This is a genomic window from Aeromonas sp. QDB23, from assembly GCF_027707745.1.
Lineage (GTDB): Bacteria > Pseudomonadota > Gammaproteobacteria > Enterobacterales > Aeromonadaceae > Aeromonas > Aeromonas allosaccharophila.
Genome location: NZ_JAPCJA010000040.1, coordinates 1 through 13,881 on the forward strand (window position 1 = coordinate 1; position 13,881 = coordinate 13,881).

Consider the following 13,881-nt stretch of genomic DNA (forward strand, 5'->3'; position numbering starts at 1 on the left):
TCAGAAGTGAAACGCGGTAGCGCCGATGGTAGTGTGGCATTCGCCATGCGAGAGTAGGACACTGCCAGGCACCCAATTAAACAGCGACGTGCACATCACGACGTTGGCCGAGAGGATGACACCTTATTGAAGCGGCAGACAATTTAGCAAAAAGCTAACCAGACAGCGGAGCGGTAGTTCAGTCGGTTAGAATACCGGCCTGTCACGCCGGGGGTCGCGGGTTCGAGTCCCGTCCGCTCCGCCACTAATTTGAAAGGCCTTCCCGACTGGGAAGGCCTTTTTGCTATGGGCGATTTTTGCCCGGTGACCACAGATTTGCACACCAGAGCCAACACCAAAGCCCGGTCGAGAGACCGGGCTTTGGTGTTTTTAGCGTATTAAACGGCCAATGTTTGGTTTTTACCTGCCAAGAGAGTGCCAGATAGCCTGCTATTTCCACCATTGTTTAGCTATTAAGACTTCATTCGAGGCCATTCGAACGAGTCTACAGGTGGTCAAATCAGGCTTCTGCTGCTTTCTGACTACAGGGCAGCTCCATATTGACCACCCCGTCTTCCATCTGGACGTCGATCTTGAAGCCAAGCCGTTTGGCGAGGTTGACCATGCCGCGATTGCTGGGCATGGTCATGCCGGATAGCTGGCCAATCCCCTGCTCTTTGGCATAACGGATGATCTTCTCCATCATCAGTTTGCCGAGCCCCACCCCTTTCAAGTCCGATCGCACCAGAATGGCAAACTCGGCATCGCTCAGATCCGGAGTCGAAATAGCGCGTACCACGCCGAGGATCTGATCCTGCAGCTCGCCATCTTGCCCCACCGCTACGAAGGCCATCTCCCGGTCGTAATCGATCTGGGTCATGCGAGCCAGCTCTTCATGGCCCAGCTCGCCCACATCGGCGAAGAAGCGTTTGTACCTGTCTTCATCGGAGACTTGCAGTACGAACTGTTTGTGAGCCGGTTCATCTTCCGGCCGGATCGGGCGTAGCAGGATGTGGCGCTGATCTTTAAGCCAGGCGCCCTCCTCCAGTTCGGTAGGATAGGGGCGGATCGCCAGTCGATTGCTGGTCGGGATGGCGGGGTCAGCCAGTGTGAGGCTGGCATCCAGTACCACCATTTCGGCACCGCACGCTTGCAGCGGGTGCAGATCCAGCTCCTGAATCTCCGGAAAGGCGAGCAATAGTTCGGAGAGCTGGCAGAGCACCTGACTGAGAGCATCGATATCCAGTCGCTCCGGCGTGGCCTGTTCGCGGATCTTGCGGTTCTTGAGCGCGCCGATGATCTGGTAACGAGCCAGCGCCTGATTGAGCGGTGGCAAGGCTGCTACCATCTCCTGCGGTTCGGCGCCCGACTCGCCCAGCAGGATGACGGGGCCAAAGATGGCGTCTTGCTGGATACGGACTCGCAGCTCCAGGCCGCCGCTGCGGCGAGCCATCCGCTGCACCAGCAAGCCTTCGATGCGGGCGCCCGGATCGTGTTGTCTGACCCGATCCAGAATGGCATCCGCAGCTTGCGCTACCTCGGCCGAGGTGCGCAGGTTGAGTACCACGCCGTGCACGGCAGACTTGTGCAGGATATCTGGCGAGCGCAGCTTCACTGCCACCGGATAGCCGATCTGCTCGGCGGTCAGGGTTGCCTCGATGGCGTCGGTAACGATCCAGGTTGGCAGGGTCGAGAGGCCCGCAGCCTGCAAAATCGGATGCACCAGATGGGTATCCAGCCTCAGCTGTTTGCGCTCCTGCGCCTGACGGATCAGCTGCTGGCACATCTCGACATTGAGCTGGTTGCCGTGCAGTGACGCCGGGGTCTCCATCAACTGCTTCTGGTTGCGGCGGTATTCCACCATGTGCATGAAGGCGGCCATGGCACTTTCTGGTGTGCGGTAGGTCGGGAAGCCCGCCTCGGTAAAGAGTTTGCGCCCCTCCTGCGCGGAGTATTCGCCCGCCCAGTTGGTGAGGATATTGAAACGGCGCGCTCTGGGGTGCTGTTTCAAATGGGCGATAAGATGGCTTGCCAGCGGCGCGCTTGGCGCCGTGAGCGAGGGGGCGTGGATGATCAGGATGGCGTCGATACCATCCTCCTGCAACACGCTGTCCAGCGCCTCCTGGTAGGTGCTGATAGTGGCATCGCTGCCAATGTCGAGCGGTGGGCGAGCTAGCTTGCCGCCCCGTTCCAGCAGCACATCCACCGCCATATTGGCCAGTCCGCGGCCGTTGGAGATGATGGCGAGCCGCTCCCCCTTGAGGGTCATGGAGTGGCTGAGGGTTTCGACTGCGGCAAACAGCTCGTGGGTATCTCGTACCCGCAGCATACCGGCGCGGCGGATGGCGGCGTCATAGACATTGTCGAGGCCGTGGGCCGGATCGTGGCGCCCGCTTTTCAGCACCAGGATCGGCTTGTTGCGCGAGGCTGCCCGCGCCGCCGAGAGAAAGTGGCGGGCGTCGTGCAGTTTGTCCATGTAGATCAAAATGGCGCGGGTGACGCTGTCGCGGGAGAGCTGGTCCAGCAGTTGGCCGAAGTCGATGTCGCAGTGATCGCCAAGGGAGATGAAGGCGGAGAAGCCCAGTTCATGCTGCTTGGCCCAATCCAGAATGGTGGTGCTGACGGCGGCGGATTGCGAGAGAAAAGCGACCTGTCCCGGCTTGGCTGCAATGGGGGAAAAGCTGGCGTTGATCCCTTGGCCGGGCAGCAGCATCCCCATGCTGTTGGGGCCGAGCAGGCGAATGCCATATTGCTGGCAGACCCGTTTCAGCTCCAGCCGTTCCTCGGGAGAAAAGTCGGCGGCCAGTATGATGGCCGCGCCCGTACCTTTTTGGCCGAGCGCCTCCAGCAACGGCAAGACCCGCTCTCGTCTGGTGCAGATGATGGCGAGATCCGGGGTCAGCGGCAGGCTGGCGATATCGGGATAGGCCAGCACGCCGGCGATGGCCTTGTTGCGTGGGGTGACCGGGAGGACGGGCCCTTTGAACTGGCCCGCCAGCAGGTGGCGCACGATCACATGACCCGCCTTGAGCGGGTCGGTCGAGGCGCCGATCACGGCGATTGAGTGGGGTTTGAACAGCCGATCCAGACCGCTTGCTTTCATGGGCACTCCCGACAGAAGGGGGAAGATACCAGTCTAATACGCCTTTGCTGCGGGTTCTGTGACCGGATCCTGATCACCGTTTGTTCAGGGCATTGGCGCGCAGATAAAAGCGCAGTTCGCCTTGTACCCGGCGAATGGCGCCCAGGTGACGTTCCTGCAGATAGATATCCTGCTCCCGGTCCAGTGCAGTGCTGGGCACGCCCATGCTTTGCAGATACTCGTCAAACAGGGTTGAACCCTTGATCTCTACCAGATGCTGTTTCATGGCTCTCCTCCCTGCGCCTTGGCGTTTGTTGATGAGCGCCCAGTCTGCGATGACCTGCCGAGTTTGCCTATTGTCACTTTTGACACGAGATTTGACTCGAGAGCGCTCACACATCTTTCAGAGAGGGCACGGTGGAGGCGCTGGCTGGCGTTATAGTATGTCGAGGAGCACGAGGCACGGATGGTGCAAGGGATGATCAGAGTCTGGTGGTGGTGCATGGCACTGTGGGCGGTTGGCGTATCGGCAACCGAGCAGCCTATCCGTGCCTGGAATCTGCTGCTGGATCACCCCAACCCCGCCGTCGTCCAGTTGCTGCGGCTCTCCCTCGATCTCACCGTGCCCGAATATGGCCCCTACCAGCTGGTCTCCAGCCCGCAGATGGAGCAGGGACGGGCGGTGAAAGAGCTGCGTAGCGGCGAGTTGGTTCAGGTCGGTGTCTTTGCCCCGGATGGTGAGCGAGAGCGGGAGTTGCTGGCAATCCACATTCCGCTGGCCAAGGGGCTGCTCGGCTGGCGGGTTTGCCTCATTCGGCAGGGCGATGAGGGGCGATTTGCCGCGATCGGGTCGTTGGCAGACTGGCATCGCGCCGGGCTCTCCATCGGTCAGCACAGATCCTGGCCCGATACCCGGCTGCTCAAGGCCAACGGCCTCAAGGTGACGGTGGGCAACCTCTATGAAGCGCTCTTCAACATGCTGCGCAAGAAGCGCTTTGACTGCTTCCTGCGCTCGGTCATCGAGGTCGAGGATGAACTCAGGCAACATCCGGATCTCGCCATCGAGCCCCGTCTGGTGTTTCGCTATCCGCTGGCGCTGCTCTTCTTTGTCTCGCCAAAATATCCGGAGCTGGCGCAGCGCATCGAGCTTGGCCTGCAGCGGGCGCGGAAAACAGGGGATTTTGACCGGATCTTCGAGGAGGGGTTTGGCAGCACCATTCGGCGGTTGAAACTGGATGAGCGGGTGCGCCTCGAGCTGCATAACCCCGACTTGCCGCTGCCCAGCCGCATCATGATGGCCGATCCGGCCCTTATCTATAGTCCGGTGTCAGCGCAGTGAGCCCTGATTCTGCGCAGTATCCCAGAAGGCGCGGATCAGCGGTTCTTCCAGTCGCTTCTTGAGCACCCCAATACCCACATCAAATGGCTTGAAAGCGGGTTTGAGATCGATGATCCGTACCTTGTCGCCGAGCGGGCTGTGGTCGATCACCGCAGCCGGTACCAACCCCACGCCACAACCGAGCGCCACCATGGCGACAATCCCCTCGTTGCCCGCCACTTCGGCGTAGATGTTGGGGGCTATTCCCTTGTTGCGAAACCACTGATCGCTGCGTTTGCGGGCCAAGCCCTGCTCGGAGAGGATGACCGGCAACTGCTCCCAATCAGGTTCTCCCTGACGGAACCACTGGTTCAGCTGCGGAGCATTGCGCGGCGCAATAAAGACCAGCGGCACCAGCTGCAGGCTGGCGAACTCCAGCTTGGCGGGCAGGGCATCGGGGCGGGCGGCGATGGCGAGATCGGCCTCATCGGCCAGGATCTTGTCCACCGCCAGCGCCGGGTCGCCGGTCTCCAGTTTGATCTCCAGCTGGGGATAGCGGCGGCGAAAACGCTCCAGCACCTCGGGCAGCAAGAAGTAGCTGGCAGTGACCGAGCAGAACACTCGTAGCCGCCCCTGCAGCGGTTCGTCGCTGCGTTTGAGCTCCTGCTTGAGCTGACGCCACTCCTGCAACAGGCCGCCGCCAAACTCCCGCAGCTTCTCGCCGGCGGGGGTGAGCCGTACCGAGCGGTTGTCCCGCTCGAACAGGATGCAGCCGGTCTCCTGCTCCAGTCGCTGGATGGCGCGGCTCAGGGTGGATGGGCTGACAGCCATGGCATCGGCGCTCTTGCCGAAATGAAGGGAGTCGGCGAGGTGGAGAAACAGCTCGAGATTGCGAAGGTCCATTGATCACTTCCTGCTGCAGTCAGGGCATAAATTCATGCCTTACCGTCCGGTTCCTGTAACCATATCCCCGCACAATTCAGCGGCGATATTGTCGAAACGGGGGCGTGCATGGGGCGCAATTGCCAAGAATAATCTTTCAATTATTGCAACGTACTGTTTCGAATATATCAGTTCAGGCAATGAGTGTCCCGCGCTATAGTGGTTCAGACAACGCCGCTACCCGGCATGGAATCAATCGAACGGAGCAATCACCATGGCTAACTATTTCAACACCTTGAACCTGCGTCAGCAGTTGGCCCAGCTGGGCAAGTGTCGTTTCATGCAGCGCGAAGAGTTCGCGGACGGCTGCAACGTGCTGAAGGGCAAAAAGGTGGTGATTGTGGGCTGTGGTGCCCAGGGTCTGAACCAGGGTCTGAACATGCGTGACTCCGGGCTGGACATCTCCTACGCCCTGCGCAAGGCCGCTATCACCGAGAAGCGCGCCTCCTGGCAGAAAGCTACCGATAACGGCTTCGCGGTCGGCACCTATGAAGAGCTGATCCCGACCGCCGATCTGGTGCTGAACCTGACTCCGGACAAACAGCACTCCGACGTAGTGAAAACCGTGATGCCGCTGATGAAGCAGGGTGCCGCGCTGGGCTACTCCCACGGCTTCAACGTGGTGGAAGAGGGTCAGCAGATCCGCGCCGACATCACAGTCGTCATGGTCGCGCCGAAGTGCCCGGGTACCGAGGTTCGTGAAGAGTACAAGCGTGGCTTTGGCGTGCCGACCCTGATCGCCGTTCACCCGGAGAACGATCCCAAGGGTGAAGGCATGGCCATCGCCAAGGCGTGGGCCTCTGCCACCGGCGGCGACCGTGCCGGGGTGCTGGAGTCCTCCTTCGTGGCGGAAGTGAAATCCGACCTGATGGGCGAGCAGACCATCCTCTGTGGCATGCTGCAGGCCGGTTCCCTGCTCTGCTACGACCAGCTGGTTGCCGAAGGGACCGACAAGGCCTATGCCGGCAAGCTGATCCAGTTCGGTTGGGAGACCATCACCGAAGCCCTGAAGCAGGGTGGCATCAGCCTGATGATGGACCGCCTCTCCAACCCGGCCAAGTTGCGCGCCTTCGAGCTCTCCGAGCAGCTCAAGACCCTGATGCGCCCGTTGTTCGAGAAGCACATGGACGACATCATCGCCGGTGAGTTCTCCCGTGGCATGATGGCCGACTGGGCCGAAGATGACGTCAAACTGTTCACCTGGCGCGAAGAGACCGGCAAATCTGCCTTCGAAAACGCCCCGGCGTTCGCTGGCAAGATTGCCGAGCAGGAGTACTTCGACAATGGCGTGGTGATGGTGGCCATGGTCAAGGCGGGTGTCGAGCTGGCGTTCGAAACCATGGTGGCCTCCGGTATCTATGAAGAGTCTGCCTACTACGAATCCCTGCACGAGCTGCCGCTGATCGCCAACACCGTTGCCCGCAAGCGTCTGTACGAGATGAACGTGGTCATCTCCGATACCGCCGAGTACGGCAACTACCTGTTCGCCAACGCCGCCGTGCCGTTGCTGCGCGAGCACTTCATGCCGACCCTGAAAGCGGGCGATCTTGGTGCCAGCAAGGCGGAAGGGCAGAGCGTCGACAACCTGGCGCTGCTGGCGGCCAACGAGGCAACTCGCAACCATCCGATCGAGAAAATCGGCCAGGTGCTGCGCGGTTATATGAAAGACATGAAGCGCATCGCCGTTGGCGGTTAATCAGGTATGACCCGCAACCATGCCTGATGCGAGAAGATCGGTCAGGTACTGCGTGGCTACATGAAAGACATGAAGCGTATTGCCGTTGGCGGTTAAGCCAGCATCGGGCTGGATGATGAAGGGGCGGGGATGACGATCCCCGTCGCCGGTCGGACTGGACACCCGACCGGCCCGCCAGAAAACCCAGCCCGACAGCCATAAATAAAAAAGCCCCGCTCATCGAGCGGGGCTTTTGCATTCAGAAAGGCCGGATAAATCAGGCTTTCCACGCTTTCCAGGTGTTGATCAGACCGTTAGTGGAGCAGTCGTGACTGGTGACAGCCTCGGCGGTGTTGAGCTCCGGCAGGATCTTGTTGGCCAGCTGTTTGCCCAGCTCCACGCCCCACTGGTCGAAGGAGAAGATGTTCCAGATTGCGCCCTGTACGAAGATCTTGTGCTCGTACATGGCGATCAGGGCGCCCAGGGTTTTCGGGGTCAGGCTCTTGAACAGGATGGAGTTGGTCGGGCGGTTGCCTTCAAACACCTTGAACGGTACCAGATCCTTGACCTGCTCCAGCGTTTTGCCAGCAGCCAGGAACTCGGCTTCGACCTGTTCCTTGCTCTTGCCGAAGGCCAGTGCCTCGGTCTGGGCGAAGAAGTTGGCCAGCAGTTTCGGGTGGTGGTCACCGATCGGGTTGTGGCTGATGGCCGGAGCCAGGAAGTCACAGGGGATCAGCTTGGTGCCCTGGTGGATCAGCTGGTAGAAGGCGTGCTGGCCGTTGGTGCCCGGCTCACCCCAGATGATGGGGCCAGTCTGGTAGTCAACCGGCTTGCCATTGCGATCCACGTACTTGCCGTTGGACTCCATATTGCCCTGCTGGAAGTAGGCAGGGAAGCGGTGCATGTACTGGTCGTACGGCAGGATGGCTTCGGACTCGGCACCGTAGAAGTTGTTGTACCACAGGCCGATCAGTGCCAGCAGCACCGGCACGTTCTGCTCATAGGAGGCAGTGGCGAAGTGCATGTCCATCTCGAAGGCGCCTTGCAGCAGGGCTTCGAAGTTCTCGAAACCGACGGAGAGGGCGATGGGCATGCCGATGGCAGACCAGGAGGAGTAGCGGCCGCCAACCCAGTCCCAGAACTCGAACATGTTGTTGGTGTCGATGCCGAACTCGGCCACGGCCTTGCCGTTGGTGGAGAGCGCAGCGAAGTGCTTGGCAACGTGGGCCTTGTCACCGGCGATGTTGATGAACCAGTCGCGGGCGGTCAGGGCGTTGGTCATGGTCTCCTGAGTGGTGAAGGTCTTGGAGGCCACCAGGAACAGGGTGGTTTCCGGATCGATCTTCTTCAGGGTCTCGGCGATGTGGGTGCCATCGACGTTGGAGACGAAGTGCATCTGCAGGTGGTTTTTGTAGGGACGCAGTGCCTCGGTGATCATCACCGGGCCGAGATCGGAGCCACCGATACCGATGTTGACCACGTGCTGGATCGCTTTGCCGGTGTAGCCTTTCCACTCGCCGGAGATGATCTTCTCGCAGAAGCCTTTCATCTTGGCCAGTACGGCGTTCACTTCCGGCATCACATCCTTGCCGTCGCATTCGATGGGGCGGTCGGAGCGGTTGCGCAGGGCCACGTGCAGTACCGAGCGGCCTTCGGTCATGTTGATCTTGTCGCCATTGAACATGGCGTCGATCGCGCTGCGAAGATCGGTCTCTTTGGCCAGATCAACCAGCAACTTGAGGGTTTCTTCGGTGATCAGGTTCTTGGAGTAATCAACCAGTATGTCGCCGCCGAAGGTGAGGGAAAACTTGTCAAAGCGCTTCGGGTCCTGCGCGAACAGATCCTTGAGTCGGGTCTCTTTGTTTGCTGCAAAGTGGGCTTCCAGTGCCTGCCAGGCCTGGGTTTGGGTTGGATTGATGTTTTTCATAGGATTCCTGAAATGCCAAGTTGTGTTTGAACCTTGCAGGCAAGGTCCCGCCAAACCTTATTATCCGAGCATTATAGCGAGCCGATCGGGCGGCCCGTGTAACAGATTTTTACCGATTGTCTTTTTACCGCAATGGGTCACTGTCGGGAGCATACAACCAGAACATTGGGATTATGAGTCACGAAAGCAAGGCGGATCTTGCGCTTGCTCATGATTGGGGCCACCCCGATGGCCTGAAATTGTTTTCATCCGATTGGCGTGGTTATGCATCGAAACGGCCATGGGCTGGGGCCAGAAACGACAATGCCAGCCCGAAGGCTGGCATTGTGGGTTGCTGCAGAACCGCGATCACGCCTGCGGTTTTTGCATATGCATTACCATCTGCGGGAAGGGGATCTCGACGCCTTCGGCATCAAAGGTCAGTTTTACCTTTTCGTGGAAGTCGAACCAGACACCCCAGTAATCGGCGGTTTTCACCCACGGGCGCACCACGATATTGACCGAGGAGTCGGCCAGCGCGGCGACGGCGATGGTGGCTGCCGGATCTTTGAGGATGCACGGTTCTTCGTTCACCAGACGCTCGAGGATCTGCTTGGCCTTGCGCAGGTCAGAGCCGTAGCCGATGCCGAAGGTCATATCGACGCGGCGGGTATCCATGCGCGAGTAGTTGACGATGGTGCCGTTGAGAATGGCGGAGTTCGGCACTACCACCATCTTGTTGTCACCGGAGGTGAGGGTGGTGGTAAAGAGCTGAACGGACTGTACTACACCGTTGGTGCCCGCTACTTCGATAAACTCGCCTGCCTTGATGGGGCGGAAGATGATCAGCAGGAAACCGGCGGCGAAGTTGGAGAGCGAGCCCTGCAACGCCAGACCGATGGCCAGACCGGCGGCACCGATAATGGCGACGAAGGAGGCGGTCTGCACCCCGACCCGGCCCAGCGCGGCGATCACCACGAATACCAGAATGGCGTACTTGAGGATGCTGCCGACGAAGTGGGTGACGGTGGTGTCCAGCTTGCGGGCCTGCATCACCTTGACCACGCCCCCGCTGAGGAGGTTGGCGGCGATATAGCCGACCAGCAGGGTCAGCAGGGCCGCAGCGATATTGACGCCGTATTCGATCAGCAGTCCCTGATTATTGACCAGCCAGGTCTGCGCTTCGGTAATGATTTCGGGTTCCATAGGATGTCCTGTCAGGTTCTAAAAGGTTTATGGTGGATGAATCTAACACCGCAGCGCGACAGTCCGGGTCGCATCTGGTACTTCTTTTCTGCCATAAAAAACTGACACAAAAAAGAAGGGAGGCCAAGGCCTCCCTTCTTCATGCTCGCTGAAAAGCGCTGCCGATCAGCTCTGCAGCAGCTGACTGCGGATAAATTGCCACTGATCTTCGAATCCGGCGGTCGGCTTGAGCTTGAACTCGGAGCGCACAAACTGACTGATGCGACCTTCGGTGTAGGCCAGCAGCAGATTGGCCAGCATGGTCTCGTCGAGCTGGAAGCCCTGACCCTCGCGCAGCCGCTTCTCGCGTAGCACCTGCTTGATCTGGGTCTCCAGCTTGTCGAACAGGATGCTGATGCGATCCCGCAGCCGATCGTGTTCACCCAGCAGGGCGTCGCCGTTGAGGATGCGGGTGATGCCGGGATTGCGCTCGGCAAACACCAGCAGCAGCTGAAGGATGTGGTGGCAGCGCGCCATGGTGTCCTTCTCTTCCGCCATGATCAGATTGACCCGTGACAGCAGGGAATCCTCGATAAAGTCGATCAGCCCCTCGAACATCCGCGCCTTGCTGGGAAAATGTCGATAGAGGGCTGCTTCAGAGACGCCGACCTCGGCCGCCAGACGGGCCGTGGTGATGCGCTGACCCGGACTGGTTTCCAGCATATGGGCGAGCGCTTGCAGGATCTGATCGCGCCGACTCTGTTTCTGATTACTGCTTGCCATGGATTCCCCTAAAAAAACAATGGCTTGATTCTATTATTAAGCACCGCCCATCGGGCTGGTGTGGTCTGTTATTGGCGACCAGAAGAACCAAAACCGCCTTCACCCCGTTCGCTCTGATTGAACTCATCGACCAGTTGGAAGCTGGCCTGAACCACCGGCATGATCACCAGCTGGGCGATGCGCTCGCCGGGTTGCATGGTGAACTCATCTTTGCCACGGTTCCAGACCGAGACCATCAGCTGACCCTGGTAATCGGAATCGATCAGACCGACCAGATTGCCCAGCACGATGCCGTGCTTATGGCCGAGGCCGGAGCGGGGCAGGATGGTGGCACACAGAGCCGGATCCTGGATGTGAATGGCCAGACCGGTCGGCACCAGGGTGGTATCACCCGGGGCCAGGGTGATTGGCGCATCCAGCAGTGCGCGCAGATCCATACCGGCAGAGCCCGGTGTGGCGTAGGCGGGCAGCGGGTACTCGGTACCGATACGGGCATCCAGAATCTTCAGTTCAATTTGTGTTGTCATGAATCGTTATTTCAGTTGGAACTTGTGGCGGCGCCCCTCTTGCACGGCAAGGCGGGGCGTCATGAGTCTTGCGTTATCGGGACGCTCAGCGCCGGTAGTGGCGCGCAATCAGGGCGATCAGGTGACGGGCCAGCGTCAGCTTGTCGGCCAGCGGCAGCGGGGCCTGACCCCCTTGCCAGAACACGGTCAGGGCGTTGTCATCGGCGTTGAAGCCCTGCCCCTCGCGGGACACATCGTTGGCGGCGATCATGTCCAGCCTCTTACGCTGCAACTTGTCGAGGGCGTATTGTTCCACATCCACGGTTTCGGCGGCAAATCCGACGGTGAAGGGTTTGTCTGAAAGGGCGCCGACGGCCGCGATGATGTCGGGATTTTTCACCAGCTTCACCACCATCTGGTCGTTATCGCCGGTCTTCTTGATCTTCTGGCTGGCCACCTGCTCGGGGCGATAGTCGGCCACCGCCGCACAGCCGATGAAGAGGTCGCACTCGCCGACCCGGCTCATCACCGCCTGATGCATCTGCTCGGCGCTCTCCACATCGACACGGGTCACGCCAGCAGGCGTAGCCAGCGTCACCGGGCCGCTCACCAGCGTCACCTCTGCGCCTGCTTCACGGGCGGCGCGGGCGATGGCGTAGCCCATCTTGCCGGAGCTGTGGTTGCTGATGTAGCGGACCGGATCCAGCGCCTCGCGGGTCGGACCTGCGGTGAGCAGCAGCTTGACGCCCGCCAGCAAGGGCTTGGCGGCCAGTTGCTGGCAGCAGCGATCCACCAGTTCGAGGGGATCCAGCATCCGGCCCGGGCCCACATCGCCACAGGCCTGGCTGCCGGCATCCGGCCCCCACAGCAGAATGCCGCGGCTGGCCAGGGTCTTGAGGTTGGCCTGGGTCGCAGCGTTGAGATACATCTGCTGGTTCATGGCGGGCGCCAGCGCGATGGGCGCCGGAGTGGCCAGACAGAGGGTGGTCAGCAGCTCGTCGGCCATGCCGGCGGCCATCCGCGCCATCAGGTTGGCGCTGGCAGGGGCGATCAGTACCAGATCGGCCCACTTGGCCAGCTCGATATGGCCCATGCCCGCTTCGGCAGAGGGATCCAGCAGGCTGTAGGCCACCGGATGACCGGAGACCGCCTGCAGGGTCAGCGGGGTGATGAACTCCTTGGCGGAGCGGGTCATCACCACCCGCACTTCGGCGCCCTGATCTTTCAGGCGGCGTACCAGCTCGGCACTCTTGTAGGCGGCGATCCCGCCACTGACACCCAACAGGATGCGTTTATCGGCCAATCTCATCTGCTGTTTCTCTATCCGGCTCATTCTGACTGGTCGGCTAAGATACCACAGGCAATGGATGGCGACAGGGGTTGGCATCAAGGGGCGGGTCGGGCGCGCGCAATTTTTTGCTATGTTTTTTCTCAACAGGGATGAGGGAGAGACAAATGAGCATCAAAGAGTGGCCGGAAGATGAACGACCCAGAGAGAAGTTGTTGCGTCAGGGGCCCGCTGCGCTCTCCGATGCCGAGCTGCTCGCCATTTTTTTGCGCACAGGCGTCAATGGTTTAAGTGCTGTCGACTTATCACGCAACCTGTTGAATCAATTCGGCTCTTTGCGAAGCTTGCTGGGGGCGGATCAGCAGGCATTTTGCGAGGCGCACGGCCTTGGTCCGGCCAAATATGCCCAGCTACAGGCGGTGCTGGAGATGGCCAGACGCCATCTGGCCGAGCAGTTGCAACGGGGTGATGCGCTCACCTCGCCCCAGCTGACCCGGGACTATCTGCAGGCCCAATTGCGGGATCGACCGAGGGAAGTGTTTGCCCTGCTGTTGCTCGATAATCAGCACAGAGTCATTCAATTTGTTGAGCTTTTTTTCGGCACCATCGATTCGGCGAGCGTCTGGCCAAGAGAAATCGTGCAGATCGCGCTCAAACATAATGCAGCCGCGGTGATTCTGGCGCATAATCACCCGTCCGGCGTCGCCGAGCCCAGCAGGGCCGACCGCCAGATCACGGATCGGATCACGGCCGCCTTGGCCCTGATCGATATCAGAGTGCTGGATCACTTGGTGATCGGTGACGGCATCACGGTTTCTTTTGCCGAGCGCGGTTGGTTATGACTGTGCTCTGGCACCGTATTAGTTGATCTTTGATCACGGATGCTGTATAAAATGCCGCCTTCTGTTTGCCCCGCAATCGAAGGCCAGCGGGGCAGATATTTGCTCGAGCAATGAAGTAAGATTTGGAGAGACTGACATGTCTAGAGTATGCCAAGTAACCGGCAAGCGCCCGGCAGTTGGTAACAACCGTTCGCACGCTAACAACGCCACCAAGCGTCGTTTCCTGCCGAACCTGCACACTCACCGTTTCTGGGTTGAGAGTGAAAAACGCTTCGTAAGCCTGCGCGTATCCGCAAAAGGCATGCGTATCATCGACAAGCGTGGCGTTGAAGTGGTTCTGGCTGAACTGCGCGCCAGCGGTGTTAAGGTATAAGG

The 13,881-nt window shown here is 59.9% G+C and carries 12 protein-coding genes and 1 tRNA gene; 5 read left to right on the forward strand and 8 right to left on the reverse strand.

The window, feature by feature from the left end:
- The first annotated feature begins 167 nt into the window (after nt 1-167).
- A tRNA-Asp gene (locus tag PG888_RS15935) sits at nt 168-244 on the forward strand.
- Between the two features lie 255 nt (nt 245-499).
- On the opposite strand, the gene PG888_RS15940 is transcribed toward PG888_RS15935, so the two are convergent.
- Together PG888_RS15940 and PG888_RS15945 are read right to left on the reverse strand one after the other, a co-directional pair.
- Nucleotides 500-3,082: a bifunctional acetate--CoA ligase family protein/GNAT family N-acetyltransferase gene (locus PG888_RS15940; RefSeq protein ID WP_270693796.1), complete on the reverse strand. Its 2,583-nt coding sequence runs from the start codon at nt 3,080-3,082 to the stop codon at nt 500-502.
- A gap of 73 nt (nt 3,083-3,155) precedes the next feature.
- Nucleotides 3,156-3,347, reverse strand: coding sequence for a hypothetical protein (locus PG888_RS15945; protein WP_005339486.1), 192 nt, complete (start codon nt 3,345-3,347; stop codon nt 3,156-3,158).
- Nucleotides 3,348-3,539: 192 nt separating this feature from the next.
- Between PG888_RS15945 and PG888_RS15950 the strand changes: the two genes are divergently transcribed.
- Complete coding sequence (locus PG888_RS15950) at nt 3,540-4,400, forward strand: hypothetical protein (protein ID WP_270693797.1); 861 nt, start codon at nt 3,540-3,542, stop codon at nt 4,398-4,400.
- Here PG888_RS15950 and ilvY read toward each other — a convergent pair.
- On the reverse strand, nt 4,389-5,282 hold the full coding sequence (gene ilvY / locus PG888_RS15955; RefSeq protein WP_005342097.1) for an HTH-type transcriptional activator IlvY: 894 nt from the start codon (nt 5,280-5,282) through the stop codon (nt 4,389-4,391). The two genes, PG888_RS15950 and ilvY, sit on opposite strands and share 12 nt — an antisense overlap.
- 253 nt (nt 5,283-5,535) lie before the next feature.
- Between ilvY and ilvC the strand changes: the two genes are divergently transcribed.
- The gene (gene ilvC, locus PG888_RS15960; protein WP_270693798.1) at nt 5,536-7,017 is read left to right on the forward strand and encodes a ketol-acid reductoisomerase; all 1,482 of its coding nucleotides are present in this window, start codon (nt 5,536-5,538) and stop codon (nt 7,015-7,017) included.
- Between the two features lie 256 nt (nt 7,018-7,273).
- Here ilvC and pgi read toward each other — a convergent pair whose 3' ends face one another.
- The 5 genes from pgi to coaBC form a co-directional block, all read right to left on the reverse strand.
- Nucleotides 7,274-8,923 (reverse strand): glucose-6-phosphate isomerase, encoded by a 1,650-nt coding sequence (gene pgi / locus PG888_RS15965; protein WP_270693800.1) that lies wholly within the window; start codon nt 8,921-8,923, stop codon nt 7,274-7,276.
- 348 nt (nt 8,924-9,271) lie between these two features.
- The gene (locus PG888_RS15970) at nt 9,272-10,108 is read right to left on the reverse strand and encodes a mechanosensitive ion channel domain-containing protein (protein WP_270693802.1); all 837 of its coding nucleotides are present in this window, start codon (nt 10,106-10,108) and stop codon (nt 9,272-9,274) included.
- 165 nt (nt 10,109-10,273) lie between these two features.
- Nucleotides 10,274-10,870 carry a nucleoid occlusion factor SlmA gene (gene slmA, locus PG888_RS15975; RefSeq protein WP_005339495.1) on the reverse strand — a complete coding sequence of 199 codons (597 nt, stop codon included), beginning with the start codon at nt 10,868-10,870 and terminating at the stop codon, nt 10,274-10,276.
- 68 nt (nt 10,871-10,938) lie between these two features.
- Nucleotides 10,939-11,397 (reverse strand): dUTP diphosphatase, encoded by a 459-nt coding sequence (dut, locus tag PG888_RS15980; protein ID WP_042657786.1) that lies wholly within the window; start codon nt 11,395-11,397, stop codon nt 10,939-10,941.
- 85 nt (nt 11,398-11,482) lie between these two features.
- A complete protein-coding gene (gene coaBC, locus PG888_RS15985; protein WP_270693804.1) occupies nt 11,483-12,685 on the reverse strand; it encodes a bifunctional phosphopantothenoylcysteine decarboxylase/phosphopantothenate--cysteine ligase CoaBC in 1,203 nt (400 codons plus the stop codon).
- A gap of 146 nt (nt 12,686-12,831) precedes the next feature.
- Here coaBC and radC point away from each other — a divergent pair, with 146 nt between their 5' ends.
- Together radC and rpmB are read left to right on the forward strand one after the other, a co-directional pair.
- The gene (gene radC, locus PG888_RS15990; protein ID WP_058059080.1) at nt 12,832-13,506 is read left to right on the forward strand and encodes a RadC family protein; all 675 of its coding nucleotides are present in this window, start codon (nt 12,832-12,834) and stop codon (nt 13,504-13,506) included.
- Nucleotides 13,507-13,642: 136 nt separating this feature from the next.
- A complete protein-coding gene (rpmB, locus tag PG888_RS15995; protein ID WP_005307492.1) occupies nt 13,643-13,879 on the forward strand; it encodes a 50S ribosomal protein L28 in 237 nt (78 codons plus the stop codon).
- Nucleotides 13,880-13,881: the final 2 nt, after the last annotated feature.